We start from the raw sequence: 22,791 nt of genomic DNA on the forward strand, positions 1-22,791 counted from the left end.
GCCCATGAAATTGGTAGATCGTTAGACCTCAAGGCCTTGTCATGAATCAAAAATCCTGGCTGCTCAACCTCAGCCTGTTGAAAACGCACCCGGCGTTTCGAGCGGTTTTTATCGCTCGTTTTATCTCCATTTTATCCCTCGGTCTGCTTGGCGTTGCCGTACCGGTGCAGATCCAGACCATGACCCACTCCAGCTGGCTGGTGGGCTTGTCCGTCACCCTGACCGGCGGGGCGATGTTTGTCGGGCTGATGGTGGGCGGCGTGCTGGCAGACCGATACGAGCGTAAAAAGCTGATCCTGCTGGCGCGTGGCACCTGCGGCGTGGGTTTTGTCGGGCTGTGTCTGAACGCGATGCTGCCGGAGCCATCATTAATTGCGATTTATGCCCTGGGGCTGTGGGACGGCTTTTTTGCTTCACTCGGTGTGACGGCGTTGCTGGCAGCCACACCTGCGCTGGTCGGGCGTGAAAACCTGATGCAGGCAGGGGCGATTACCATGCTTACCGTCCGTCTGGGCTCGGTGATTTCACCGATGGTTGGCGGCCTGCTGCTGGCGACCGGCAACGTGGCGTGGAACTACGGCCTGGCGGCGGCGGGGACCTTTATCACCACCTTAACGCTGCTGCGTCTGCCGCTGCTTCCACCGCCCCCGCAGCCGCGTGAGCATCCGCTCAAGTCGCTGATGGCCGCCATTCGTTTTCTGTTCAGCAATCCACTGATTGGCGGTATTGCGCTGCTCGGCGGTCTGTTGACCATGGCGAGCGCCGTGCGCGTGCTTTACCCGGCGCTGGCGGGGGAGTGGCAGATGAGCGCTTCAGAGATTGGCGTGCTGTATGCTGCCATTCCGCTTGGCGCGGCGTGCGGAGCGCTGACCAGCGGCAACCTGGCGCAGAGCGCTCGTCCTGGCCTTATCATGCTGGTAGCGACGCTGGCCTCGTTTATCGCCATTGGGTTCTTCAGCCTGATGCCTGTGTGGGCGCTGGGCGTGATCTGCCTGGTGATCTTCGGCTGGTTGAGCGCCATCAGTTCTCTGCTGCAATACACCCTGATCCAGACCCAGACTCCGGAAGGGATGCTCGGTCGCATTAACGGCCTGTGGACGGCGCAAAACGTAACGGGCGATGCGATTGGCGCGGCGATCCTCGGCGGGCTGGGGGCAATCATGACGCCGGTGGCGTCGGCGAGCAGCAGCGGGTTTGTGCTGGCGATTATTGGCGTGATTTTATTAATGTCGTTGGCAGAATTGCGCCGATTCAGGCAGGAGAGTGTGTTGACCTTGTAGGTCGGGTAAGGCGTAGCCGCCACCCGACAAAACGCCCGGTGGCGCTGCGCTTACCGGGCCTACGTGGAACGTGCCACTTATTTAAAAATTGTATTTAAACGCTGCAACACCAGCATCGCGCTGTAATAATCCAGGCGGAACGTCTCGGTTCCTAATGCCCAGACGCGCTTGTTCTGCACCGCCGGCAGGTGTGCCAGAAGTGGATTGGCGTAGATCGCATCCACGTCTTTTTGATCGCCGGCAAACAGGAACAGCCCTTCACCGTTTAGCCCGGTCGCCAGATTTTCCCCACCTAACTGAATAATGTCGTGACGCTTGCCCTGGCTTTGTGAGGTGTTCATGCCAGCAGGCAGCTCAGCCAGCGTAAAGCCGAGTTGATGCAGCAGCTTGCCCTGTGCCGATTCCGCCGTCCACAGGTTGGCGCTGTGTGCGGCGGCAGTATAGACAATTGCGTTGACCGGCTGTGGCGGCAGCGTCATCTGCTGTTTTACCTGAGCGAGTTGTTTATCGAATGCGGCAATACGTTCAGCGGCCTGTTTTTCCTGACCGGTAATTGTCCCCAACTGTTTCAGCAGTTCCTGCCAGCTTTTATCGTCATAGTTGATGATAAGCGTCGGGGCGATGGCCGAAAGCTGATCGTAGAGCGCCAGTGCGGAATCCCCGCCTGTGGCGCTGATCAAAATCAGGTCCGGCATCTGCGCGGCTACCGCTTCGGAGCTCGGCTCGCCAATGTACAGACGTGCGAGCTTACGCTGCTTCGCGATGTCGCCCCACTGGCGCAGGAAGCCCTGGGCATCGGCTACCCGGTTATTTGGCGTGGTGGCACCGCTGGCGACCACCGGCGCGTCGATTGCCAGCAGGGAGCCGGTTAACGTCACGCTGGTGGAGACAATGCGCGTCGGTTTGCTTTCAAGCGTGTGAACCCCACGGCTGTCGGTGACCTGACGGGGCCAGTCAGCGGCGGTGGCTGAGGTTAGTCCTAAAACAAAAAGTCCTGTTAAAAGAAGGGCATTACGGCAAACGGCGGGAAGTTTCACAGAGCGGCATCCTGTTTTTGTTGAAGTTAATGCTTCTCATTTTCATGATTGCAGTGAAGGGATGCAAGCAATAGTCGCACAAGTTGTTTGCTCTGCGGTTGACACCGGGGCGCTGTAAGATTAGGTTAGCCGTCGAAAATATAAATGATAATCATTATTACTGCTTTTATCATTTTAGGAGGATGATATGGATACGTCATTGGCTGAGGACATCCAGCACACCGCGACCACGCTGCAATCAGACAGCTTTTTCTTTATGTCGCCCTATCGCAGTTTTACCACGTCAGGCTGTTTTACCCGCTTCTCTGAATCCGCCGTTGGCGGTGACGATCCGGCTGGACATTTCCAGCAAAAATTAGCCCAGGCTTTCCAGAACGCAAAGGCCAGCGGCATTGCCCATCCGATTATGGTGGGTGCGATTCCGTTCGATACCCGCAAACCGTCGTCCCTGTTTATTCCCCAAAGCTGGCAGACCTTTTCTCGCCCGGCGCGTCAGCAGTCCGCACGTTATGTGGCGGGCGCACAGGCGCTGAATGTCGAAAAACGTACCGAGATCCCGCCACAGCCTGTTTTTGAAGAGATGGTTGCGCGTGCCGCCGCGCTTACCGCGACGCCGAAGGTGAACAAAGTGGTGCTGTCGCGTCTGATTGATATCGAGACCGACAAAACCATTGATAGCGGTGCGCTGCTGGAACGTCTGATCGCTCAGAACCCGGCAAGTTTTAACTTCCACGTGCCGCTGGAAGACGGTGGTGTGCTGCTGGGCGCAAGCCCGGAACTGCTGCTGCGCAAAGAGGGCGCGCACTTTAGCTCGCTGCCGCTGGCAGGCTCTGCGCGGCGTCAGCCGGACGATGTGCTGGACCGTGAAGCAGGCAACAAGCTGCTGGCATCCGAAAAAGACCGCCACGAGCACGACCTGGTGACGCAGGCGATGAAAACCATTCTGGAGCCGCGCAGCCATCATCTGAGCATGCCTGCCTCTCCGCAGCTGATCACCACGCCGACGCTGTGGCATCTGGCGACGCCGGTAGAAGGCGAGGCGCGTGAAAACGAGAACGCTCTCACGCTGGCTTGCCTGCTGCACCCGACGCCAGCCCTGAGCGGCTTCCCGCATCAGGCGGCGAAACAGCTGATTGCCGAGCTGGAGCCGTTCGACCGCGAACTGTTCGGCGGCATTGTCGGCTGGTGTGACAGCGAAGGTAACGGTGAGTGGGTGGTGACCATACGCTGCGCGCGCCTGCATGAAAACAGTGTTCGCCTGTTTGCGGGGGCAGGCATTGTGCCCGCCTCCTCCCCGGTGGGCGAGTGGCGCGAAACCGGCGTAAAACTCTCCACCATGCTGAACGTCTTTGGTTTGCATTAAGGAATACTCATGACCATTCCCTTTACCCGTTGGCCTGAGGACTTTGCCCGACGCTACCGTGAAAAAGGCTACTGGCAGGATCGGCCGCTGACCCACATCCTGACGGATCATGCGGATAACGATGCCGTGGCGATTATCGACGGCGAGCGACACATCACGTACCGCGCGTTTCATCAGGCGGTGAACAACCTGGCGTCAGCACTGCAGGCGCAGGGTATCCATCGCGGTGAGACGGCGCTGGTGCAGCTTGGCAACGTGGCTGAATTTTACATCACCTTCTTCGCCCTGTTGCAAATCGGTGTTGCGCCAGTCAACGCGCTTTTCAGCCACCAGCGCAGCGAACTGAATGCCTATGCCACGCAGATTAAACCCGCACTGCTGATTGCCGACCGCGAGCACACGCTGTTTGCGGGCGATGATTTCCTCAATCGCTTTGTGGATGAACACCGCTCGGTGCGCGTTGTGCTGCTGCGCGGCGACAAGGGTGAACATGCCCTGGACGCGGCAATTGCTCGTCCGGCGGATAATTTCATCCCGAACCCGACGCCTGCCGACGAAGTGGCGTTTTTCCAGCTCTCTGGCGGCAGCACCGGCACGCCGAAGCTGATCCCGCGCACGCACAACGACTACGACTACAGCATTCGTCGCAGCAACGAGATTTGCAATATTACCGCTGACACCCGTTATCTGAATGCGCTGCCCGCCGCGCATAACTACGCCATGAGTTCGCCGGGATCGCTGGGGATTTTCACGGCAGGCGGTTGCGTGGTGCTGGCGAACGATCCGAGCGCCACGCTCTGCTTCCCGCTGATTGAAAAGCATCAGATCAACGTGACGTCTCTGGTGCCACCGGCAGTCAGCCTGTGGCTGCAGGCGATTGCTGAAGGTGCGGGGAACGGTCAGCTCAAATCCCTGAAGCTGTTGCAGGTGGGCGGCGCACGTCTGTCCGCTACGCTCGCCGCCCGTATTCCGGCAGAGATTGGCTGCCAGCTTCAGCAGGTGTTCGGTATGGCGGAAGGGCTGGTGAACTACACCGCGCTCGACGACACGCCGGAACGCATTATGAATACTCAGGGCCGCCCAATGTGCCCGGACGATGAAGTGTGGGTGGCGGATGAGAACGGTAATCCGCTCCCGCGCGGGGAAGTCGGCCGCTTAATGACGCGTGGGCCGTACACCTTCCGCGGCTATTTCAACAGCCCGGAACATAACGCCAGTGCTTTCGATGCGGACGGTTTCTACTGCTCTGGCGATCTTATCGCCATCGACGAGCAGGGTTACATCACCGTGCAGGGACGCGAGAAAGATCAGATCAACCGTGGTGGCGAGAAGATCGCCGCAGAAGAGATCGAAAACCTGCTGTTGCGCCACGAATCGGTGATCCACGCCGCGCTGGTGAGCATGGAAGACAGCCTGCTGGGTGAAAAGAGCTGCGCGTATCTGGTGGTGAAACAGCCCCTGCGCGCGGTGGAGGTTCGTCGCTTCCTGCGGGAACAGGGCGTTGCCGAATTCAAACTGCCGGACCGCGTGGAGAGCGTTGATGCGCTTCCGTTAACGCCCGTCGGCAAAGTCGATAAAAAACAGTTGCGCCTGTGGCTTGCTGAACGCGCCCAGGGCTGAGGAACAGAGTATGGCCATTCCAAAATTAACCGCTTACGCACTGCCAACCGCCGCAGACCTGCCGACCAATAAGGTGAACTGGGCGTTTGAGCCAGAACGCGCCGCGCTGTTGATTCATGATATGCAGGAGTACTTCCTGAACTTCTGGGGTGAAAACAGCGCGATGATGCAACAAGTGGTGGCGAATATCGCCAAACTGCGTGCGTACTGCAAAGAACACAATATTCCGGTGTACTACACCGCCCAGCCGAAAGAGCAGAGCGATGAAGACCGTGCGCTGCTGAACGACATGTGGGGGCCGGGCCTGACCCGTTCGCCGGAACAACAGCGTATCGTGGCTGAACTGACGCCGGACGAAGCGGACACGGTGCTGGTGAAGTGGCGCTACAGCGCGTTCCACCGCTCGCCGCTGGAGCAGATGCTAAAAGAGACCGGCCGCAACCAGCTGTTGATCACTGGCGTTTACGCGCACATTGGTTGCATGACCACCGCCACCGATGCGTTTATGCGTGATATCAAGCCGTTCTTTATTGCCGACGCACTGGCCGATTTCACCCGCGACGAGCACCTGATGTCGCTGAAATACGTGGCAGGGCGCTCTGGCCGCGTGGTGATGACCGACGATCTGCTGCCGTCCATTCCGGTATCGAAAGCGGAATTGCGTGAAATCGTCCTGCCGCTGCTGGACGAATCCGATGAGCCGATGGATGACGAAAACCTGATTGATTACGGTCTGGACTCGGTGCGCATGATGGCGCTGGCGGCGCGCTGGCGCAAAGTACACGGCGATATCGATTTTGTGATGCTGGCAAAAAATCCGACCATTGACGCCTGGTGGGCGCTGCTTTCCCGTGAGGTGAAGTGATGGCCGGATTCGATTTTACCGGCAAAACCGTCTGGGTGACGGGCGCAGGTAAGGGCATTGGTTACGCCACGGCGCTGGCGTTTACCGAGGCGGGTGCGCAGGTGACCGGGTTCGACCTGGCGTTCCCGCAGGACGATTATCCGTTTGCCACCGAAACGCTGAACGTGGCGGACGCCGCGCAGGTAAACGAGGTTTGTGGGCGTTTGCTGGCAACGCTTGAGCGCCTGGATGTGCTGGTCAATGCCGCCGGTATCCTGCGTATGGGCGCAACCGATCAGCTCTCGCAGGAGGACTGGCAGCAGACGTTTGAGGTTAACGTCGGTGGGGCATTTAACCTGTTCCAGCAGACGATGGGCCAGTTCCGCCGTCAGCAGGGCGGGGCGATTGTGACGGTGGCCTCTGACGCGGCCCACACGCCGCGCATTGGCATGAGCGCTTATGGTGCCTCGAAAGCGGCGCTGAAAAGCCTGGCGTTGACCGTCGGGCTGGAGCTGGCGGGCAGCGGCGTGCGCTGTAATCTGGTATCGCCGGGTTCAACAGACACCGATATGCAGCGCACCCTGTGGAAAAGCGATGATGCGGAACAGTTGCGTATTCGCGGCTTTGGCGAGCAGTTTAAGCTCGGCATTCCGCTGGGAAAAATTGCCCGTCCGCAGGAGATTGCCAGCACGGTGCTGTTCCTTGCGTCCGATGCCGCCAGCCACATTACCCTGCAGGATATTGTGGTGGACGGCGGTTCCACGCTGGGGGCGTAAATGATCTGGAAACGTCATTTATCCCTCGACGAACTGAACGCCACCAGCCTGAATACGATGGTGGCGCACCTGGGCATCGTCTATACCCGCATCGGTGATGACACGCTGGAAGCGGAAATGCCGGTGGATACGCGTACCCATCAGCCGTTTGGCCTCCTGCATGGTGGGGCGTCTGCCGCCCTGGCGGAAACGCTCGGTTCGATGGCCGGTTTTCTGATGACCCGCGACGGGCAAAGCGTGGTGGGAACGGAGCTGAACGCGACGCACCACCGTGCGGTGTCGCAGGGCAAGGTGCGCGGGGTGTGTCAGCCGCTGCATCTGGGACGCTCCAGCCAGAGCTGGGAGATCGTGGTCTTCGACGAACAGGGACGGCGGTGCTGTACCTGTCGGTTGAGTACGATGGTATTGGGGTAGAACGTGCCAGATTGCCGCGTGGCGCTGCGCTTACCCGGCCTACAAAACCAAAGTGTGAGTCCGGGAAGTGATCGGCTTAACACTGTGGTGTAAATGTCTGGTTTGACCACACATTATTGCGTTTCAAAGTTGTTAAATTTTATCCGTTGTTCTAGAAACAAAATGTAACATCTCACTGTTTCACGACAACGGATAACCATTATGAACAACTCAGGGAAATACCTTACATGGGCAGTGCTCTCGGTTGTGGGAGCATTTGCCCTGGGCTACATCGCCCTCAACCGGGGGGAGCAGATCAATGCGCTCTGGATCGTCGTTGCCTCCGTCTGCATTTATCTGATCGCATACCGTTTTTATGGCCGCTATATTGCCAGAAATGTGCTGGGCGTTGACAGTACGCGCATGACGCCCGCCGTGCGTCATAACGACGGGCTGGACTACGTGCCGACGGATAAAAAAGTGCTGTTTGGTCACCACTTTGCGGCCATTGCCGGGGCAGGCCCGTTGGTGGGGCCGGTGCTGGCCGCGCAGATGGGCTATCTGCCGGGAATGATCTGGCTTCTTGCAGGCGTGGTGCTGGCAGGGGCTGTGCAGGACTTTATGGTGCTGTTCGTCTCAACTCGCCGCGACGGGCGTTCGCTCGGTGAGCTGGTGAGAGAGGAGATGGGGGCGACCGCCGGGGTGATTGCGCTGGTGGCGACCTTTATGATTATGGTCATCATCCTTGCGGTGCTGGCGATGATCGTGGTGAAAGCGCTGACCCACAGTCCGTGGGGAACTTACACCGTCGCCTTTACCATTCCGCTGGCGCTGTTTATGGGGATCTACATTCGCTATCTGCGTCCGGGACGCATAGGCGAAGTGTCGGTGATTGGCCTGGTATTCCTGGTCTTTGCCATTATCTCCGGCGGCTGGGTGGCGGAAAGCTCAACCTGGGCCCCGTGGTTTGACTTTACCGGCGTGCAGTTGACCTGGATGCTGGTAGGGTACGGTTTTGTGGCGGCGGTGCTGCCCGTGTGGCTGCTGCTGGCCCCGCGTGATTACCTTTCCACTTTCCTGAAAATCGGCACTATTGTCGGGCTGGCCATCGGCATTCTGATTATGCGCCCGACGCTGACCATGCCTGCGCTGACCAAATTCGTTGACGGTACTGGCCCGGTCTGGACCGGTAACCTGTTCCCGTTCCTCTTTATCACCATCGCCTGTGGTGCGGTGTCGGGTTTCCACGCGCTGATCGCCTCCGGTACGACACCGAAGATGCTGGCCAATGAAAATCAGGCCTGCCTGATTGGTTACGGCGGGATGCTGATGGAGTCCTTCGTGGCGATTATGGCGCTGGTCTCTGCCTGTGTTATCGATCCGGGCGTTTATTTTGCGATGAACAGTCCGATGGCGGTGCTGGCTCCGGCCGGAACCGTTGACGTAGTGGCATCGGCTGCACAGGTTGTGAGCGGCTGGGGCTTTAGCATCACGCCTGAAACGCTAACGCATATCGCCAGTGAAGTGGGCGAGCAGTCGATTATCTCGCGTGCGGGCGGTGCGCCGACGCTGGCTGTGGGCATGGCGTATATTCTGCACGGTGCGCTGGGCGGACTGATGGACGTGTCGTTCTGGTATCACTTCGCCATTCTGTTTGAAGCGCTGTTTATCCTGACGGCGGTGGATGCGGGTACGCGTGCGGCGCGCTTTATGCTGCAGGATCTGCTCGGCGTGATCTCCCCGAACCTGAAACGTACTGATTCCTTACCCGCTAACCTGCTGGCAACGGCGCTGTGCGTGCTGGCGTGGGGCTATTTCCTGCACCAGGGCGTGGTTGATCCGCTGGGCGGGATTAATACTCTGTGGCCGCTGTTCGGTATCGCCAACCAGATGCTGGCAGGAATGGCGCTGATGCTTTGTGCCGTGGTGCTGTTTAAAATGAAGCGTCAGCGTTATGCGTGGGTGGCGTTAGTACCAACCGCATGGCTGCTGATCTGTACGCTGACCGCAGGCTGGCAGAAAGCGTTCAGCCCGGATGCGAAAGTGGGCTTCCTGGCCATCGCCAACAAGTTCCAGGCGATGATCGACAGCGGGGCTATTCCGCCGCAATACACGGAATCTCAGCTGTCGCAACTGGTGTTTAACAACCGTCTGGATGCCGGACTGACCATCTTCTTTATGGTGGTGGTCGTGGTGCTGGCGTTGTATTCTCTGAAGTCTGCACTGGCGGCGCTGAAAGAAGACAAGCCGACGGCGAAAGAGACACCGTATGAGCCAATGCCTGAGAACCTGGAAGAGATTGTGACCCAGGCGAAAGGGGCGCATTAACCTGTTTGCCGGGTGGCGGCTTCGCCTTACCCGGCCTACATTCCTTATCCCCCTCTCCCTGTGGGAGAGGGCCGGGGTGAGGGAAACAAACGAGAAATGACCTATGTTCGACACCCTCTCCAAAGCAGGTAAGTACCTCGGCCAGGCCGCCAAAATGATGATTGGCGTGCCGGATTACGACAACTACGTCGAGCATATGCGCGTCAACCACCCGGACCAGACGCCAATGACCTACGAAGAATTTTTCCGTGACCGCCAGGATGCCCGCTACGGCGGCAAGGGCGGGGCGAAGTGCTGTTAACCCTCTTTCGGTAAATAGAGGCTGATCTGTTCCTGTTTACAGCCGTAGATGGCCGCCAGCTTTTCGCGGGTGCGTTTTTGCGGGCGAGAGTCCAGCGCTTCCAGCTGTGACACGGCGGACTGGCTGATACCGAGTTTGTCTGCCACCTCCTGCTGGGATAACCCGCGCAGGATACGCCACGCGGCCTGCAGGCTGACGTTTTGCCAGGTCATGATGCTGCACACTTCGCCGGGCAATTCCACGTTATCCAGACTATCGTGTTCGACCTCAATATCCTCCAGGTCATCGTCGGTTTCGTCGTCAATTTCTGCCATCTGTAAAAGCATACGAAAATATTCGTGATAGGGAATAACGACGTACTGCGTTTTCCCGTTATCGTCCTTGATTAGCTGTACAGCCATAGTTGGCACTCTCCTCATGCAGGTAAGTTGTTGAAGTTCTGCGCTTGACGGCCAAAACATAACAATGGTCATCGGGATCGTCCCGAAGCGTATAGATGATGCGGTAATCGCCAACGCGTAGCCGGAAATGATTTTCTGTCGTCGATATTTTTTTGATATCGGGCCGGGGAGCCGAGCGGTCATCCAGCCCGGAGAGCTTTATCTCAATGCGGCGCTGATACCGCTCGTCAATTCTGGAAAATGCCTTTTTGGCACCATTGGACCAGACAATCTTCATCCGTACCTCCACTGTACGCCCACACAAAACATAAGGAAATAATAAGACTATTAGATAAATTCCGAATTTCTAATGGGGTACTGTAGAGCGGAGAAAAACCGTGAGAAAGCGGCAAAACGCGAACCGTCGAGACGGCTCGGAAAGGCCTCTGCCGGGCGACAGAGGCTTGCAGAAAATATGCGATCAGGCGTTCAAACCGCCGTCAACGTCCAGCCCCGTGCCGGAGATCTGCCCGGCGGCCGGGCTTGCGAGGAACGTCACCGCTGCAGCGATATCTTCCGGCTGGCCGTAATGACCCACGGCAATCATCTGGCGCTGGGCTTCAGCCTGCTCGCCATCCTCCGGATTCATATCGCTGTTTGTCGGACCCGGATGCACAAGGTTAACGGTAATACCGCGTGGGCCCAGATCGCGCGCCAGACCACGGGTGAGAGAGTTGAGGGCCGATTTGGTCATCGAATAGACGGCAATGCCCGGCATCGCCACACGGTTTGCCAGACAACTGCCGATGTTAATAATCCGTCCGCCGTCAGACATATGCACCAGTGCTTCCTGGATGGCGATCACCACGCCGCGAATATTAACGTTGATAAGGGCGTCGATATCCGCCAGCGTCATGGATTCCAGCGGGCCACCGCGCGCAATGCCGGCGTTGTTGACCAGAATATCCAGCCCGCCGAGGGTGCGTGCCGCCTGCGTGACGGCATCCTGGATGGCCTGCGCACTGGCACTGTCGGCCTGTATGGCCTCGCTTTTACGCCCAAGTGCCGTTATCTCGTCGGCGACCATCCTGGCTTTATCCGCGGATTTTTCATACGTAATAACCACATCGGCACCGGCGCGTGCCAGCGACAGTGCAATGGCACGACCCAACCCACGGCTGGCACCGGTAACCAGCGCCTTCTTACCTGTTAAATCGATCTGCATGATGACCTCGTTGCGAGAGTGATGAGAATCATCATTAGGTATAGACGGTGGGGAGATTAACGGTTGAAGGTTTCCACCTTCTCAAACGCGGCACGCAAAACTTCAGGCGTTAGCTCAACCGGCAAGTAGTGAATCGACTCCACCGGGCGCAGGGTGTGGGTAATCACCTTGTCCACGTCTTCACGGTTGTCGATGTCGACGTCCAGCTCGCGAAGCCGGGTCGGCAGGTTAAAGCGCTGATACGCGGCCACCAGCTGTGCCAGCACGTCGTCCTGGCCGAGCAGGGCGCTTTGCACCAGGATGCCGTAGGCTACTTTGGTGCCGTGCAGGTATTTTTCGGTTTGCGGCAGTACAGTTAACCCGTTGTGCACAGCATGCGCCGCCGCCACGCGGGTGTAGCGCTCGCCCAGGCCGCCCACCATACCGCCTCCGGCGATAATCGCATCCACCACATCCCTGAATGCCTGTGTCGCTTCGCCGCGCTGCTGGTCAGCCAGCGCTTCCTCGCTGCGTTCGAGCAGCACGTCACGGATCGCCAGCGCACCGTTGATCCCAAGACGCACCGTCAGCGGCAGGTTTTCAGGTTCTGGAGCCAGTACGACCGCTTCGTACCATTTCGCCAGCGTATCGCCGATCCCTGCCAGCAGATACTCCGCCGGGGCGTTAAGGATGATTTGCGGCTCCACCAGCACCAGGAAGTTAGCGTCGTCGAAAATCTCGAACTGCAATGCCTGACCGGCATCGTTATACCAGACGGAGAGTGGCGTCCATGCCGCGCAGGTGGCGGCAATGGTTGGGATAGCGACAACCGGTACGCCCAGGCGACGCGCCACCGCTTTGGCGGTATCGAGCAGCGCACCGCCACCAACACCGATAACCACACTGGCATCACTGCCGGATTCGTTCACCAGATGAGTGACGTCGCGCTCGCTGCAGTGGCCCTTAAACAGCAGATGTTTTGCCCCCGGTGCGTTAAAGCTCTCCGGGAGGAAAGGCCGCGCGCCTTCGATTGCACGCTCGCCATAAATCCATACCGCGCGGGAAAGTTGGTCCGAAGCGAAGAAATCATTCAGACGCGCCAGGCTGCCGGGATGAGAGAAGTAGTTCGCCGGGCCAGGCACGACGCGGATATCGGTGTTGCTCATGATGTTGTCCTTTTTTAGCAAGCGCTAACCCGATGTTATGTCTGGACATCCGGATGGCTAATAATATTTTGCTTTATCTTATGCCTTTTCCGTTGTTGTCAGTCAACCGGAGCTGTGAAAAATTCGATAAATCAGAAGAGTAATGAAGGATTTAACGCAGATGGTTTCCAGTCGCCTTGAAATGCGTGGTATCAGCCTGGCCTTTTCCGGCTTTCAGGCATTATCGCGCGTGGACTTCACGTTGACCGGCGGCACCGTACACGCGCTGACCGGGGCGAACGGCGCGGGGAAATCGACGCTGATGGCGGTGCTGTGTGGCACGCACGATCACTATGAAGGTGAAATTTGCATTAATAACCAGCCGGTGGCGATCCGCGAGCCGCTCGATGCCAAACGGCTGGGTATTCACCTGGTGCAGCAGGAAGTGGACGTGGCACTCGTGCCGGGTTTAAGCATCGCTGAAAACATTATGCTCGATCAGCTGGCGCAGCCGGGGCACCACTACAACTGGCGCGCTGTACGCCAGCAGGCAAGACAGGCGCTGGCACAGCTGGATGTCTCCCTTGACGTTCGCCGTGCCATCGATAGCTGTACGCTGGCCGAAAAGCAGCAGATTTTGCTGGCACGGGCGCTGTCGCACCACTGCCGTTTTTTAATTCTCGATGAGCCGACCGCGCCGCTGGATGCACACGAAAGCGAACGCCTGTTTACCGTGGTAAAACGCCTGCAACAGCAGGGCATCGGCGTGGTGTTTATCTCTCACCGTATCCACGAGCTGAAAGCCATCTGCGACACCTTAACGGTGCTACGCGACGGCAAGCTGATTGAGTCCGGCCCGATGGCGGATCTCAGCGGCGAAGAGATTGTCGAGAAAATGCTCGGCCATGAGCTGAACGACATCTATCCCCCTGCGCGACCGCCGCACAGCGAAGAGACACTGCTGCGGGTGGAAGGGCTGCACGACGACGCGCTGCTGAAAGATATCTCACTGCACCTGCGCAAAGGTGAAATTCTTGGCATTGCCGGGCTGGCGGGGGCAGGGAAAACCGAACTTTGTAAGGCGCTGTTTGGTGCCAGCAAAAGCCGCGTGGAACACGGTGAGCTGAATCATCGGCCCTGGAAACCGCGCGACCCGGCGGACTCGGTGCTGCGCGGGCTGGCGCTGGTGCCGGAAGAAAGGCGCAAAGAGGGCATTTTTATTGATGAGCCGGTGAGCATGAACCTGGCGGTGGCGGCGGATAACACCTTTTCGCGCTGGAGCCTCTTCGGCCATCGGCAGGCGTGGCGCTGGGCGGAAGAGGTGATTGCCCGCGTCGGTGTGCGTGCGCGGGGGCCGGGGCAGGTGCTGCGTCGGCTTTCTGGCGGTAACCAGCAGAAGATCGCCATCGGAAAGTGGTTGCGAAACGACGCCAGCGTGTTGATTTTCGACGAGCCGACCAAAGGCGTGGACGTGAAAGCCAAAACCGATCTGTTCCAGCTGATCGACGGCCTGGCGCGCGAGGGCAAAGGGGTGATTTACGCCTCCGGCGAATTTGCTGAACTGGTCGGGCTGTGCGACCGCATCTGCGTATTGTGGGACGGACGCATCGTGGCGGAAATCGCCGGGGCCGAAGCCCGTGAAGAGACACTACTTTATTATTCAACCGGAGGAACGGCGTCGTGAGCAAGGCCCTTTCAGTGACGGCGGCGGAGTCTGGCCGTCAGCAAATTTTCGATTTTCTCTACAAGTGGGGCATGTTGCTGACCGTCGTCGCGCTGGTGGCCGTCTTTGGCCTGGCGTCGGACAACTTCCTCGATCCGAACAACATCATCAATATTCTGCGCTCGATTGCCATCGTGACGGTGATTGCCATCGGCGTGTCGATCTCCCTGACCATTGGCGGGTTTGACCTTTCTGTGGGATCAACCGCGTCGCTGGCGAATGCGCTGGTGATTTCACTTTTCGTCTGGCACGGCTTTGGCACCACCGAATCAATTCTGATCACTCTCGCGCTCTGCACGCTGGTGGGGCTGTTTAACGCGTTTCTGATTGTCGTTCTGCGTATTCCGGACATGCTCGCGACGCTTGCCAGCCTGTTTGTGATCCAGGGTGTGGCGATGACCTACAGCTACGGCGGCTCGATTACCGAGAACATGGTACTGCCGAGCGGCGACATGGCGGAAGGCACCATTCCGGCGGCGTTCAGCCTGCTGGGGCAGGTGCCGACCATTGTTGTCATCATGCTGGTGGTGACCATTGTGGCGCAGCTTGGACTCTCGCTGACGACCCACGGTCGCCGCATGTATGCCATCGGCGGTAATCCGGAAGCGGCGCGGCTTTCTGGCATTCGCACCACGCGTTACAAGGTGGCAGCCTACGTGATTGCTTCACTGCTGGCGGGGCTGGGCGGCATTTTGCTGGCCTCGCGCATCGGTTCGTCGCAGGTGAATGCGGGCGGCGGCTATCTGATGGACGCGGTGGCAGCGGCGTGGATTGGCTTTTCGCTGGCCGGTTCCGGTAAACCGAACGCGCTGGGTACGCTGGTGGGGGCGGTCATTCTCGGTGTGCTGTCGAACGGGCTGGTGATGCTCTCCGTGCCGTATTACGCCATGGACATTATAAAAGGGCTGGTGCTCGCGGTGGCGCTGGCTATTACCTACATACAAAAACGCTGACAACACAACGGGATATAAAAATGAAAAAGATTGCACTCTCTTTGATGACACTGGGGTTACTCACTTCTCTGCCGGGCTTAGCGGCCACCCCCGCACCGGTTCCGGCCGCCATTGCAAACCACGACGGTCCAATCCGCATCGCGGTGATCCGTAACCTCGGCTCTGATGACAACACCACGCAGTTTGTTGCAGGGGCGATTCAGGAAGGGAAGAAACTCGGCTTTAAAGTCAGCACCTTTTTAAGCAACGGTGACGATGCCAAATTCCAGGACTTCGTGAACCAGGCGATCAGCCAGAAATACGACGGGATTATTCTTTCTCAGGGGCGTGACCCGTATGCGACCGCGCTGGTGAAAAAAGCGGTGGATGCTGGCATCAAGGTTTCCGTGTTTGATACCGCGGTTAACGGCGAGATCCCCGGCGTAACCGTGACCCAGCAGGACGACGCTTCCCTGACCAATCTCTCCTTCGGCCAGTTGGCAAAAGATTTCAACGGCAAGGCGAATATTGTGAAGCTGTGGGTTGCGGGCTTCCCGCCGATGGAGCGCCGTCAGGCGGCCTATAAAGAACTGCAAAAACAGTACCCGGACATCAAAGAGCTGGAGTCCATCGGTGCGGTTTCTTCTGACGTTCAGGGCGATACCGCCAACAAAGTCGGCGCGATCCTGGCGAAATATCCGAAAGGTAAAATTGACGCCATCTGGGGAACCTGGGATGCCTTCAGCCAGGGAGCCTATAAAGCGCTGAAAGAGAATGGTCGCACGGAAATTAAACTCTACAGCATCGACATCTCCAACCAGGATCTGCAGCTGATGCGCGAGCCGGGCAGCCCGTGGAAGGTGAGCGTGGCGGTAGATCCGAAACTGATTGGTGCGACCAACGTGCGTCTGATTGCGAACAAGATTGCCGGTGAAACCACGCCTGCGACCTACGATTTCAAAGCGGCTGCGATTCCGCAGGCGCTGCTGACGGCGCAGCCTGGCGCGGTGAACGTGGCGTCTCTGGGGAAAATTATTCCAGGCTGGGGCCAGACGGAAGATTTCATTGCCCCGTGGTTTGCGACGCTCGAAGCCAGGTCAAAATAATGCCCGATGGCGCTTCGCTTACCGGGCCTACGGTGTTGTAGGCCGCATAAGGCGCAGCCGCCATCCGGCGAAAGGAATCCACTATGTCTGCATTACCTCAACCCGAATACAGCCGCAATATGCGGCTGATTGGTCATAGCGATCAGGGCGGTCGCCCGGACGGCGTACAGCTTATGGTGCACCGCGGCTTTGCATATATCGGCCATATGGTGTCGCAGGGCTTTTCGATTGTGGACGTGCGCGACCCGAAAAACCCAAAAGCGGCAGGCTATGTACCCGCCCCGCCGGGCACCTGGAACGTGCACCTTCAGGCGCACGATGACCTGCTGCTGGTCATTAACGCCCGCGATCTGTTTGCCGATGCCCGCTTTGCTGACGAAAAGGTTTACTATACCCGTCAGGTGGGGGAAACCGTCAGCGACGTGCAGGATAAAGGCTGGAGCGCCGGGCTGCGGGTGTTTGATATCTCCACGCCCGATAAGCCGCGTGAAATCAGCTTCCTGTCCCTGAACGGTATTGGCATTCACCGTATCTGGTACGTGGGCGGGCGCTGGGCGTATGTATCAGCGCTGATCGACGGTTTTACCGACTACATCTTCCTGACCATCGATCTGGCTGACCCGCGTAAACCCGAAGTGGCGGGGCGCTGGTGGCTGCCGGGGATGAACCAGGCCGAAGGCGAAAACCCAACGTGGCCGGACGGCAAACGCTACGCGCTGCACCACGCGATTATCGCAGGTGATACCGCTTACGGCAGCTGGCGCGACGGCGGGTTGACGCTGCTGGATGTGAAGGATCGGACGCAGCCGAAGCTGATTAGCCACCGCAACTGGAGCCCGCCGTTTGGCGGCGGCACGCACACCGCGCTGCCGCTGCCGGACCGCGATCTGCTGGTGGTGCTGGACGAAGCGGTGCTGGATAACCAGCAGGACGGCGAGAAGCTGATCTGGCTGTTTGATATCCGCGAGACGTCGAATCCGGTGAGCATTTCCACCTTCCCGCAGCCGGATGAAATCGACTACGTGGCGAAAGGGGCGCATTTTGGCCCGCACAACCTGCATGAGAACCGGCCAGGAAGTTTTATTAGCTCAACGCTGATTTTTGCCACGTACCAGAATGCGGGCGTGCGCGCGTATGACATCTCTAATCCGTATCGCCCGGTTGAAACCGGTGCGCTGGTGCCCGCCGCGCCGGAGAGGATGATGGATACGCGGCCCAATCGCCCGCAGGTAATCCAGTCTTGCGACGTGTTTGTGGATGCGCAGGGGATTATTTACAGCACGGATTATAACGGCGGGCTGTCGGTGATTGAGTATTTGGGGTGAGTGCGGTTTGATGCCCTCACCCCGACCCTCTCCCACGGGGAGAGGGCGAAAACCAAAAGCACTCAGCTATACTGCCGCACTCGCGCCACCAGCTCTTCCGCGCTGTCGATACGGTCGGCAATCACAATGAGCGCTTTACCGAGCGTAATCGCGTGGCGCAGGCATTCGTGGCGCATCGCCTCATCCTGAATGGTGTCGATGTCCGCCACGTGCGACAGCCCGACGCTGCGGCGAATCAGCTCGGTGCCGCAGAAACCGATGGTATCTTTCCAGACTTTTTTCAGGAACTCAGAGGCATAGCCTGGCGCGCTGAGTGCGGCATCACGCGTTTTTTCGTTCGCCAGCGCCTGGAAGCGCTCCGCAAAGGTATTCCACAGCTCCTGAATATCGGCCAGACGCTGTTCGCGGGCGGCAGCGGCATCGCGGATGCCCAGGTGCCCCGGCAGGCCGCAGAAGTTAAGCAGCAGGTTGCCGATGGCGGTGCCCACGTCAAAGCCAACCGGACCAAAGTAGCCGAACTCGGCGTCGATGGCTTTCAGGCTGTTTTCGGCCACAAAAATCGAGCCGCTGTGAATATCGCCGTGCAGCAGCGCTTCCGCCTGGGAGAAGAACCGGTGCTTAAGAGAGGCCACGGCAATTTTTAGCTGGGCGTCGTCGCGCAGGGCGGCTACGTCGTTTTCCAGCTCTGCCGGGTAGTTGTTGCGCGCGTGGATCTGGTAGGGATCGTTGAAGAACAGATCTTCGGTGATCTCACACATCTCCGGATTAATGAATTTCGCGACCTGCGCTTTTTTCTCGTGCGGGTGCAGGTAAAAATCGCTGGTGTGGAACAGCGTGTGGGCGAGGTATTCACCCAGCTGTCGCGCTGCCTGCGGGTAATAATTATTTTTGATCAGCTCGCCGCGCCAGATGCGATGGCTGGAGAGATCTTCCATTACCATCACCGCCAGCGCCGGGTCGAAGTGGTGGATTTTCACCGTGTGCTGCGGGCTGTGCTGGTAGTGCTCAACGAGGGTTTGTGCCTCAAGACGCGCGCGGTCCAGCGTCAGCGGCCAGGACTCGCCAACGCAGCGCACGTAGGGCAACGCCTGCTTGACGATGATGCGGCTCACGCCTGCGCTGTCGAAAATTTTAAACACCAGATTGAGGTTACCGTCGCCCACTTCCTGCGCCTCCACCAGCGATGAAGGGTCATCAAGGCCGCCAAACTGCTTTGCATACTCCACGGCGTCCTGGGCGGTAAAGGTACGGTATTGCGACATTGCCTGTTCCTCATTGGTTTTGCTAATAAAGACATGTAGACGTCTATACATCTGGATTTCATCCTGACACAATGTGATACAACAACGCAACAGGGAATTAACGACATGCAGACATTACAGACGACCAGCCTGCGGGTGGCGGATAATCAGCTCTTTATTCTCGATCAGCAGGCGCTTCCGCAGGAGAAACGCTGGCTGGATGCCTCGACGGTCGAGGCGCTGGTTGGGCATATCCACGCCCTGCGGGTGCGTGGCGCGCCGCTGATTGGTCTCTCTGCAAGCCTGCTGCTGGCGCTGCTGGCGGAAAACGGCAAAAGCCGCGACGAGCTGGCGGTGGCGCTGGAAACCCTGCGCGCCTCCCGCCCGACGGCGGTTAACCTGATGAACAATCTTGATCGCATGAAACAGGCGCTGCGGCGGGAAGATTTTGTTCCGGCGCTGGTGGAAGAAGCGTTACGCCTGATTGACGAAGATAAACAGCTTTGCGATGCGATTGCGCGAGCGGGCAGCGCGCTGGTGAAGCCCGGCAGTCGCCTGTTGACCCACTGCAACACCGGCGGGCTGGCAACGGCGGGTGTCGGTACGGCGCTGGGCGTGATTGCCCGCGCGCATGAAGAAGGTAACGTCAGCAATGTGTGGGTAGACGAAACGCGTCCGCTGTTGCAGGGCGGTAGATTAACCGCATGGGAGCTTGGCGAGCTGGGTGTGCCGTATCAGCTGATTACCGATTCTATGGCCGCGAGCCTGATGGCAAAAGGGCAGGTTGATGCCGTGTGGGTCGGTGCCGATCGCATTGCCGCTAACGGCGATGTGGCGAATAAAATCGGCACCTACTCCCTGGCGGTACTGGCGAAATTCCACGGCATTCCGTTCTACGTTGCCGCCCCGCACACGACCCTTGACCCGGACTGCCCGAACGGTGATGCGATCCCTATCGAGCAGCGCGCCGCCAGCGAAGTGACGGGCGTGGCGGGGAGCTTTGGTGCAGTGCAGTGGGCTCCGGAAAACGCACAGGTGTATAACCCGGCATTTGACGTCACGCCTGCGGCGCTGATTAGCGGCTGGGTGCTGGATACAGGCGTGGTTACTTCTGAAGAGGTCGCCAAAGGGAAATTTCTCTCCATTGAGGAAGAGGGGTGAGGTGACGGGGTGAGTTCAATGATCATGTCGTAGAGATTTTTCTCTTTTTGGTTGTCCTCATCTGACGGAATATCGGCTCGCCTTTTTCATCAAAATATCTTTCAGGCCATATCTCATCCGGTGGAATGTTCAGCGCCTGAGCAATAAGCAATTCTCCTTTAGGCCACGGGCGTGATAGTGCGTTTGCCAGTGTGGATGAAGATAGTCCAGCCTTACGGGACAACGCCGCCAGGCTTGTCCCATGTTTCTTTAATGCGGCAATGATATCGGCAGGATGCCAGTTCTGATGACGCATTGTGTCCTCCTTACAGGTTTTCGTTACAAGTACAGTTATCCAGTTTTGGGATAAAAACGCAATGGGAGGATATTCGATTTCAGGATATTTGTATGGAATCGGAACAATGGCTTCTGTCTACTCAGCTGAATACCAGAGTGTTATCAATGCGTTGAAAAAAGCCCGTAAAGAGCGTGGGATCACTCAGGCGCAGCTTGCGGAGGCGTTGGGCAAACCGCAATCATTCATCGCCAAAGTTGAAAACGGTGAACGGAGGTTGGATGTGGTGGAGTTTGTGCATTTGGCGAAACTCGTGGGTGCGGACATACAGAGGATTATTGGGAGTATTTAACGAATGGTCGGATAAAGGAACGTGCTGTGCGGCTCGTTCCCCTCGCTCCGTCCCTCTCCCTGTGGGAGAGGGAGAAAACATCATGCCAGCCTCGGATACGCATCCGCAATCGCATCCCCGGTAAACTGTGCAATCCAGCCTTCCGGGTTATCGAAAATACGAATCGCCGTAAAGTTCGGCTCTGAACCCATGTCAAACCAGTGCGGCGTGCCTGCGGGCACAGAGATCAGGTCGTTTTTCTCGCACAGAACCTGATACACCTCATCGCCAATATGCAGGCAAAACAGTCCCGCCCCCTCAACGAAGAAACGGACTTCATCTTCGCCGTGGGTGTGCTCGTTCAGAAATTTCGCGCGCAGCGCCTCTTTCTGCGGATTGTCGGCGCGCAGGCTGATCACGTCCCAGCTCTGATAGCCTTTCTCCGCCACCAGTTTGTCGATCGCATGCTGATAAGCCTCGATCACCGCTTCAGGTGCGGGATCGTGGCCTAAATCACGATCCGCCGCCCAGCGTTCAAAACGCACCCCTTTGGCATTGAGCTGTTGGGCGATCTCGGCGGCGTCGGTGCTGTGCCACTGTGGCTGGCTGGCGTCTTTGTCGGAATAAATGGTTAATGCGCTCATGAAGGGATCTGCTCCGGGTTAATCTCGTCGAACTGGTGGACCTGATGATGGTGGCTGGTGCCATCTTCATCACCACGAATCAGCTGCAGGGTGCGAAAACCTGCCTGCTCAGCGGCGTCCAGCTCCTGATGAACATCCGACAGGAACAGGATCTGCGACGGGGCAATGCCCGTGTGTGCCGCAATGTTCTGATAAGAGTGCACCTCGCGCTTGGCACCGATGTGCGTATCAAAATAACCGCTGAACAGATGAGTAATATCACCTTCGTCGCTGTAGCCAAATAACAGTTTCTGCGCAGCAACGGAGCCAGAGGAATAAACATAGAGATCAATGCCTTGTGCCTTCCATTTTTCCAGCGCAGGCAGGACGTCCGGGTAAAGATGGCCGGTAAAGTCGCCGTTGACGTAGCCATCCTGCCAGATGATGCCCTGCAGGGCTTTCAGCGCGGTCGATTTGCGGTCCTCATCCATAAAGGCGAACAGCGTGTCGATAAGCGCATTGATGCTGGCGTGGGGATTGCCAGTTTCATCGCGCAGGTTGTCCAGGATTGATTTGACCGGCTCGGCGTACTGCTGGGCGGTCACAAAGGCCGCCAGTCGCTCACGCGCGTAAGGGAACAAAACATCATGGACAAAACGGATATCGCTGGTCGTCCCTTCAATATCCGTCACAATTGCGCGAATCATACTCTCTCCAGTTGTCGTAAACGCATTTCGCATTCAAATAAGAATTCTAACCCTTCCAGGTGACGGCGGGCTTCTGCCACATCGCGTCCCCAGCAGGTTAAGCCATGACCGCGCAGAAGAAAACCATAATTAAGCGGCCGTTCCTGCGCGTAATGGGCGATGCGCGAGGCGAGGGCATCGATATCCTGGTCGTTATCAAACACCGGGATGGCGACCGTATCCAGATGCGTGGTCTGCCCGGCGAGGGATTTCTGCATCTCGAAGCCGCTAATTTTCAGTTCGGCTTCTTTGACCAGACGGGATAACACCGTGGCGTTGACGGTGTGAACGTGCAGGACGGCATTGGCTTCCGGAAACAGGCGATAGATCAACGTATGCAGGCCCGTTTCGGCCGATGGTTTGCGGCCAGACGGCGCGCGGTTGGTGGCGATCTCCACCTGCAGAAAATCATTGGTTGTGAGGCTGCCTTTATCCTTGCCGGATTCACTGAGCCAGCAGAGGTGTTCGTCCTGACGCACCGACATATTGCCGCCGGTGGCCGGGGCCCATCCTTTAGCGCCAATCCAGCGGCAGGCGTCGATCAGGTGTGTGAGTTGCAGGTTGTCTGTCATTTCCTTTTGCCCTCCCGGTCAGGCAGGAATATTGATATGGTTTAGACGTCTAAGCGTCTTGATTGCCAAAGACTAACATCGTGTTA

The 22,791-nt window shown here is 58.0% G+C and carries 24 protein-coding genes; 14 read left to right on the top strand and 10 right to left on the bottom strand.

What is annotated here, in order from left to right; genetic code table 11:
- Positions 1–41 precede the first annotated feature (41 nt).
- The gene (entS, locus tag EoCCA6_RS17935; RefSeq protein WP_152083796.1) at positions 42–1,280 is read left to right on the top strand and encodes an enterobactin transporter EntS; all 1,239 of its coding nucleotides are present in this window, start codon (positions 42–44) and stop codon (positions 1,278–1,280) included.
- Between the two features lie 77 nt (positions 1,281–1,357).
- Here the strand turns inward: entS and fepB are convergent, their stop codons facing one another.
- Complete coding sequence (fepB, locus tag EoCCA6_RS17940) at positions 1,358–2,317, bottom strand: Fe2+-enterobactin ABC transporter substrate-binding protein (RefSeq protein WP_152083797.1); 960 nt, start codon at positions 2,315–2,317, stop codon at positions 1,358–1,360.
- Between the two features lie 187 nt (positions 2,318–2,504).
- Between fepB and entC the strand changes: the two genes are divergently transcribed.
- The 7 genes from entC to EoCCA6_RS17975 all read left to right on the top strand — a co-directional run bounded on the left by entC (position 2,505) and on the right by EoCCA6_RS17975 (position 9,942).
- The gene (entC, locus tag EoCCA6_RS17945) at positions 2,505–3,680 is read left to right on the top strand and encodes an isochorismate synthase EntC (protein WP_152083798.1); all 1,176 of its coding nucleotides are present in this window, start codon (positions 2,505–2,507) and stop codon (positions 3,678–3,680) included.
- Positions 3,681–3,689: 9 nt separating this feature from the next.
- Positions 3,690–5,300, top strand: a complete 1,611-nt coding sequence (gene entE / locus EoCCA6_RS17950) for a (2,3-dihydroxybenzoyl)adenylate synthase EntE (RefSeq protein WP_152083799.1) — start codon at positions 3,690–3,692, stop codon at positions 5,298–5,300.
- 10 nt (positions 5,301–5,310) lie between these two features.
- Positions 5,311–6,165 (top strand): isochorismatase, encoded by an 855-nt coding sequence (locus EoCCA6_RS17955; RefSeq protein WP_152083800.1) that lies wholly within the window; start codon positions 5,311–5,313, stop codon positions 6,163–6,165.
- Positions 6,165–6,920, top strand: coding sequence for a 2,3-dihydro-2,3-dihydroxybenzoate dehydrogenase EntA (gene entA / locus EoCCA6_RS17960; RefSeq protein ID WP_152083801.1), 756 nt, complete (start codon positions 6,165–6,167; stop codon positions 6,918–6,920). Before EoCCA6_RS17955 ends, entA begins: the two co-directional genes overlap by 1 nt.
- On the top strand, positions 6,921–7,334 hold the full coding sequence (gene entH, locus EoCCA6_RS17965; protein ID WP_152083802.1) for a proofreading thioesterase EntH: 414 nt from the start codon (positions 6,921–6,923) through the stop codon (positions 7,332–7,334).
- Positions 7,335–7,535: 201 nt separating this feature from the next.
- Positions 7,536–9,641 carry a pyruvate/proton symporter CstA gene (gene cstA, locus EoCCA6_RS17970; RefSeq protein WP_152083803.1) on the top strand — a complete coding sequence of 702 codons (2,106 nt, stop codon included), beginning with the start codon at positions 7,536–7,538 and terminating at the stop codon, positions 9,639–9,641.
- A 103-nt stretch (positions 9,642–9,744) separates the two neighbouring features.
- On the top strand, positions 9,745–9,942 hold the full coding sequence (locus EoCCA6_RS17975) for a YbdD/YjiX family protein (protein WP_006809671.1): 198 nt from the start codon (positions 9,745–9,747) through the stop codon (positions 9,940–9,942).
- On the opposite strand, the gene EoCCA6_RS17980 is transcribed toward EoCCA6_RS17975, so the two are convergent.
- The 4 genes from EoCCA6_RS17980 to EoCCA6_RS17995 form a co-directional block, all read right to left on the bottom strand.
- Positions 9,939–10,343 carry a helix-turn-helix domain-containing protein gene (locus EoCCA6_RS17980; protein ID WP_152083804.1) on the bottom strand — a complete coding sequence of 135 codons (405 nt, stop codon included), beginning with the start codon at positions 10,341–10,343 and terminating at the stop codon, positions 9,939–9,941. The two genes, EoCCA6_RS17975 and EoCCA6_RS17980, sit on opposite strands and share 4 nt — an antisense overlap.
- Positions 10,315–10,620 carry a type II toxin-antitoxin system RelE family toxin gene (locus tag EoCCA6_RS17985; RefSeq protein ID WP_152083805.1) on the bottom strand — a complete coding sequence of 102 codons (306 nt, stop codon included), beginning with the start codon at positions 10,618–10,620 and terminating at the stop codon, positions 10,315–10,317. Before EoCCA6_RS17985 ends, EoCCA6_RS17980 begins: the two co-directional genes overlap by 29 nt.
- Positions 10,621–10,803: 183 nt before the next feature.
- Entirely contained in the window at positions 10,804–11,547 is a 744-nt protein-coding gene (locus EoCCA6_RS17990; protein ID WP_152083806.1) for an SDR family NAD(P)-dependent oxidoreductase, read from the bottom strand.
- Positions 11,548–11,603: 56 nt separating this feature from the next.
- On the bottom strand, positions 11,604–12,692 hold the full coding sequence (locus EoCCA6_RS17995; protein ID WP_152083807.1) for an oxidoreductase: 1,089 nt from the start codon (positions 12,690–12,692) through the stop codon (positions 11,604–11,606).
- Positions 12,693–12,852: 160 nt separating this feature from the next.
- On the opposite strand from EoCCA6_RS17995, the gene EoCCA6_RS18000 reads away from it, so the two are divergent.
- From EoCCA6_RS18000 to EoCCA6_RS18015, 4 genes are all read left to right on the top strand, one after another.
- The gene (locus EoCCA6_RS18000; RefSeq protein WP_152084482.1) at positions 12,853–14,355 is read left to right on the top strand and encodes a sugar ABC transporter ATP-binding protein; all 1,503 of its coding nucleotides are present in this window, start codon (positions 12,853–12,855) and stop codon (positions 14,353–14,355) included.
- On the top strand, positions 14,352–15,347 hold the full coding sequence (locus tag EoCCA6_RS18005) for an ABC transporter permease (protein WP_152083808.1): 996 nt from the start codon (positions 14,352–14,354) through the stop codon (positions 15,345–15,347). The genes EoCCA6_RS18000 and EoCCA6_RS18005 overlap by 4 nt, the downstream gene beginning before the upstream one ends.
- A 20-nt stretch (positions 15,348–15,367) precedes the next feature.
- Positions 15,368–16,432, top strand: a complete 1,065-nt coding sequence (locus tag EoCCA6_RS18010) for a sugar ABC transporter substrate-binding protein (protein WP_152083809.1) — start codon at positions 15,368–15,370, stop codon at positions 16,430–16,432.
- 83 nt (positions 16,433–16,515) lie between these two features.
- Positions 16,516–17,757 carry an LVIVD repeat-containing protein gene (locus tag EoCCA6_RS18015; protein ID WP_152083810.1) on the top strand — a complete coding sequence of 414 codons (1,242 nt, stop codon included), beginning with the start codon at positions 16,516–16,518 and terminating at the stop codon, positions 17,755–17,757.
- A gap of 62 nt (positions 17,758–17,819) precedes the next feature.
- On the opposite strand, the gene mtnK is transcribed toward EoCCA6_RS18015, so the two are convergent.
- Positions 17,820–19,019 (bottom strand): S-methyl-5-thioribose kinase, encoded by a 1,200-nt coding sequence (gene mtnK, locus EoCCA6_RS18020; RefSeq protein WP_152083811.1) that lies wholly within the window; start codon positions 19,017–19,019, stop codon positions 17,820–17,822.
- A gap of 105 nt (positions 19,020–19,124) precedes the next feature.
- Between mtnK and mtnA the strand changes: the two genes are divergently transcribed.
- Entirely contained in the window at positions 19,125–20,159 is a 1,035-nt protein-coding gene (mtnA, locus tag EoCCA6_RS18025) for an S-methyl-5-thioribose-1-phosphate isomerase (protein WP_152083812.1), read from the top strand.
- Between the two features lie 22 nt (positions 20,160–20,181).
- Here mtnA and EoCCA6_RS18030 read toward each other — a convergent pair whose 3' ends face one another.
- The gene (locus EoCCA6_RS18030; protein ID WP_152083813.1) at positions 20,182–20,454 is read right to left on the bottom strand and encodes a helix-turn-helix domain-containing protein; all 273 of its coding nucleotides are present in this window, start codon (positions 20,452–20,454) and stop codon (positions 20,182–20,184) included.
- 106 nt (positions 20,455–20,560) lie between these two features.
- Here EoCCA6_RS18030 and EoCCA6_RS18035 point away from each other — a divergent pair, with 106 nt between their 5' ends.
- Complete coding sequence (locus EoCCA6_RS18035) at positions 20,561–20,785, top strand: helix-turn-helix transcriptional regulator (protein ID WP_152083814.1); 225 nt, start codon at positions 20,561–20,563, stop codon at positions 20,783–20,785.
- An 80-nt stretch (positions 20,786–20,865) separates the two neighbouring features.
- Here EoCCA6_RS18035 and EoCCA6_RS18040 read toward each other — a convergent pair whose 3' ends face one another.
- From EoCCA6_RS18040 to EoCCA6_RS18050, 3 genes are read right to left on the bottom strand one after another with little or no spacing between them, the layout of a single operon-like run.
- The gene (locus EoCCA6_RS18040; RefSeq protein WP_152083815.1) at positions 20,866–21,408 is read right to left on the bottom strand and encodes a 1,2-dihydroxy-3-keto-5-methylthiopentene dioxygenase; all 543 of its coding nucleotides are present in this window, start codon (positions 21,406–21,408) and stop codon (positions 20,866–20,868) included.
- Positions 21,405–22,094 (bottom strand): acireductone synthase, encoded by a 690-nt coding sequence (gene mtnC, locus EoCCA6_RS18045; RefSeq protein ID WP_152083816.1) that lies wholly within the window; start codon positions 22,092–22,094, stop codon positions 21,405–21,407. The genes EoCCA6_RS18040 and mtnC overlap by 4 nt, the downstream gene beginning before the upstream one ends.
- Complete coding sequence (locus EoCCA6_RS18050; protein ID WP_152083817.1) at positions 22,091–22,705, bottom strand: methylthioribulose 1-phosphate dehydratase; 615 nt, start codon at positions 22,703–22,705, stop codon at positions 22,091–22,093. Before EoCCA6_RS18050 ends, mtnC begins: the two co-directional genes overlap by 4 nt.
- Between the last annotated feature and the right edge of the window lie 86 nt (positions 22,706–22,791).

The organism is Enterobacter oligotrophicus (assembly GCF_009176645.1).
Taxonomy (GTDB): Bacteria; Pseudomonadota; Gammaproteobacteria; order Enterobacterales; family Enterobacteriaceae; genus Enterobacter; species Enterobacter oligotrophicus.

What these genes read in the sequence shown, in the direction of transcription:
- entS (WP_152083796.1), top strand. Translation starts at nt 42, where the DNA reads ATGAATCAAAAATCCTGGCTGCTCAACCTCAGCCTGTTGAAAACGCAC.
- entC (WP_152083798.1), top strand. Translation starts at nt 2,505, where the DNA reads ATGGATACGTCATTGGCTGAGGACATCCAGCACACCGCGACCACGCTG.
- entE (WP_152083799.1), top strand. Translation starts at nt 3,690, where the DNA reads ATGACCATTCCCTTTACCCGTTGGCCTGAGGACTTTGCCCGACGCTAC.
- EoCCA6_RS17955 (WP_152083800.1), top strand. Translation starts at nt 5,311, where the DNA reads ATGGCCATTCCAAAATTAACCGCTTACGCACTGCCAACCGCCGCAGAC.
- entA (WP_152083801.1), top strand. Translation starts at nt 6,165, where the DNA reads ATGGCCGGATTCGATTTTACCGGCAAAACCGTCTGGGTGACGGGCGCA.
- entH (WP_152083802.1), top strand. Translation starts at nt 6,921, where the DNA reads ATGATCTGGAAACGTCATTTATCCCTCGACGAACTGAACGCCACCAGC.
- cstA (WP_152083803.1), top strand. Translation starts at nt 7,536, where the DNA reads ATGAACAACTCAGGGAAATACCTTACATGGGCAGTGCTCTCGGTTGTG.
- EoCCA6_RS17975 (WP_006809671.1), top strand. Translation starts at nt 9,745, where the DNA reads ATGTTCGACACCCTCTCCAAAGCAGGTAAGTACCTCGGCCAGGCCGCC.
- EoCCA6_RS17980 (WP_152083804.1), bottom strand. Translation starts at nt 10,343, where the DNA reads ATGGCTGTACAGCTAATCAAGGACGATAACGGGAAAACGCAGTACGTC.
- EoCCA6_RS17985 (WP_152083805.1), bottom strand. Translation starts at nt 10,620, where the DNA reads ATGAAGATTGTCTGGTCCAATGGTGCCAAAAAGGCATTTTCCAGAATT.
- EoCCA6_RS17990 (WP_152083806.1), bottom strand. Translation starts at nt 11,547, where the DNA reads ATGCAGATCGATTTAACAGGTAAGAAGGCGCTGGTTACCGGTGCCAGC.
- EoCCA6_RS17995 (WP_152083807.1), bottom strand. Translation starts at nt 12,692, where the DNA reads ATGAGCAACACCGATATCCGCGTCGTGCCTGGCCCGGCGAACTACTTC.
- EoCCA6_RS18000 (WP_152084482.1), top strand. Translation starts at nt 12,853, where the DNA reads ATGGTTTCCAGTCGCCTTGAAATGCGTGGTATCAGCCTGGCCTTTTCC.
- EoCCA6_RS18010 (WP_152083809.1), top strand. Translation starts at nt 15,368, where the DNA reads ATGAAAAAGATTGCACTCTCTTTGATGACACTGGGGTTACTCACTTCT.
- EoCCA6_RS18015 (WP_152083810.1), top strand. Translation starts at nt 16,516, where the DNA reads ATGTCTGCATTACCTCAACCCGAATACAGCCGCAATATGCGGCTGATT.
- mtnK (WP_152083811.1), bottom strand. Translation starts at nt 19,019, where the DNA reads ATGTCGCAATACCGTACCTTTACCGCCCAGGACGCCGTGGAGTATGCA.
- mtnA (WP_152083812.1), top strand. Translation starts at nt 19,125, where the DNA reads ATGCAGACATTACAGACGACCAGCCTGCGGGTGGCGGATAATCAGCTC.
- EoCCA6_RS18030 (WP_152083813.1), bottom strand. Translation starts at nt 20,454, where the DNA reads ATGCGTCATCAGAACTGGCATCCTGCCGATATCATTGCCGCATTAAAG.
- EoCCA6_RS18035 (WP_152083814.1), top strand. Translation starts at nt 20,561, where the DNA reads ATGGCTTCTGTCTACTCAGCTGAATACCAGAGTGTTATCAATGCGTTG.
- EoCCA6_RS18040 (WP_152083815.1), bottom strand. Translation starts at nt 21,408, where the DNA reads ATGAGCGCATTAACCATTTATTCCGACAAAGACGCCAGCCAGCCACAG.
- mtnC (WP_152083816.1), bottom strand. Translation starts at nt 22,094, where the DNA reads ATGATTCGCGCAATTGTGACGGATATTGAAGGGACGACCAGCGATATC.
- EoCCA6_RS18050 (WP_152083817.1), bottom strand. Translation starts at nt 22,705, where the DNA reads ATGACAGACAACCTGCAACTCACACACCTGATCGACGCCTGCCGCTGG.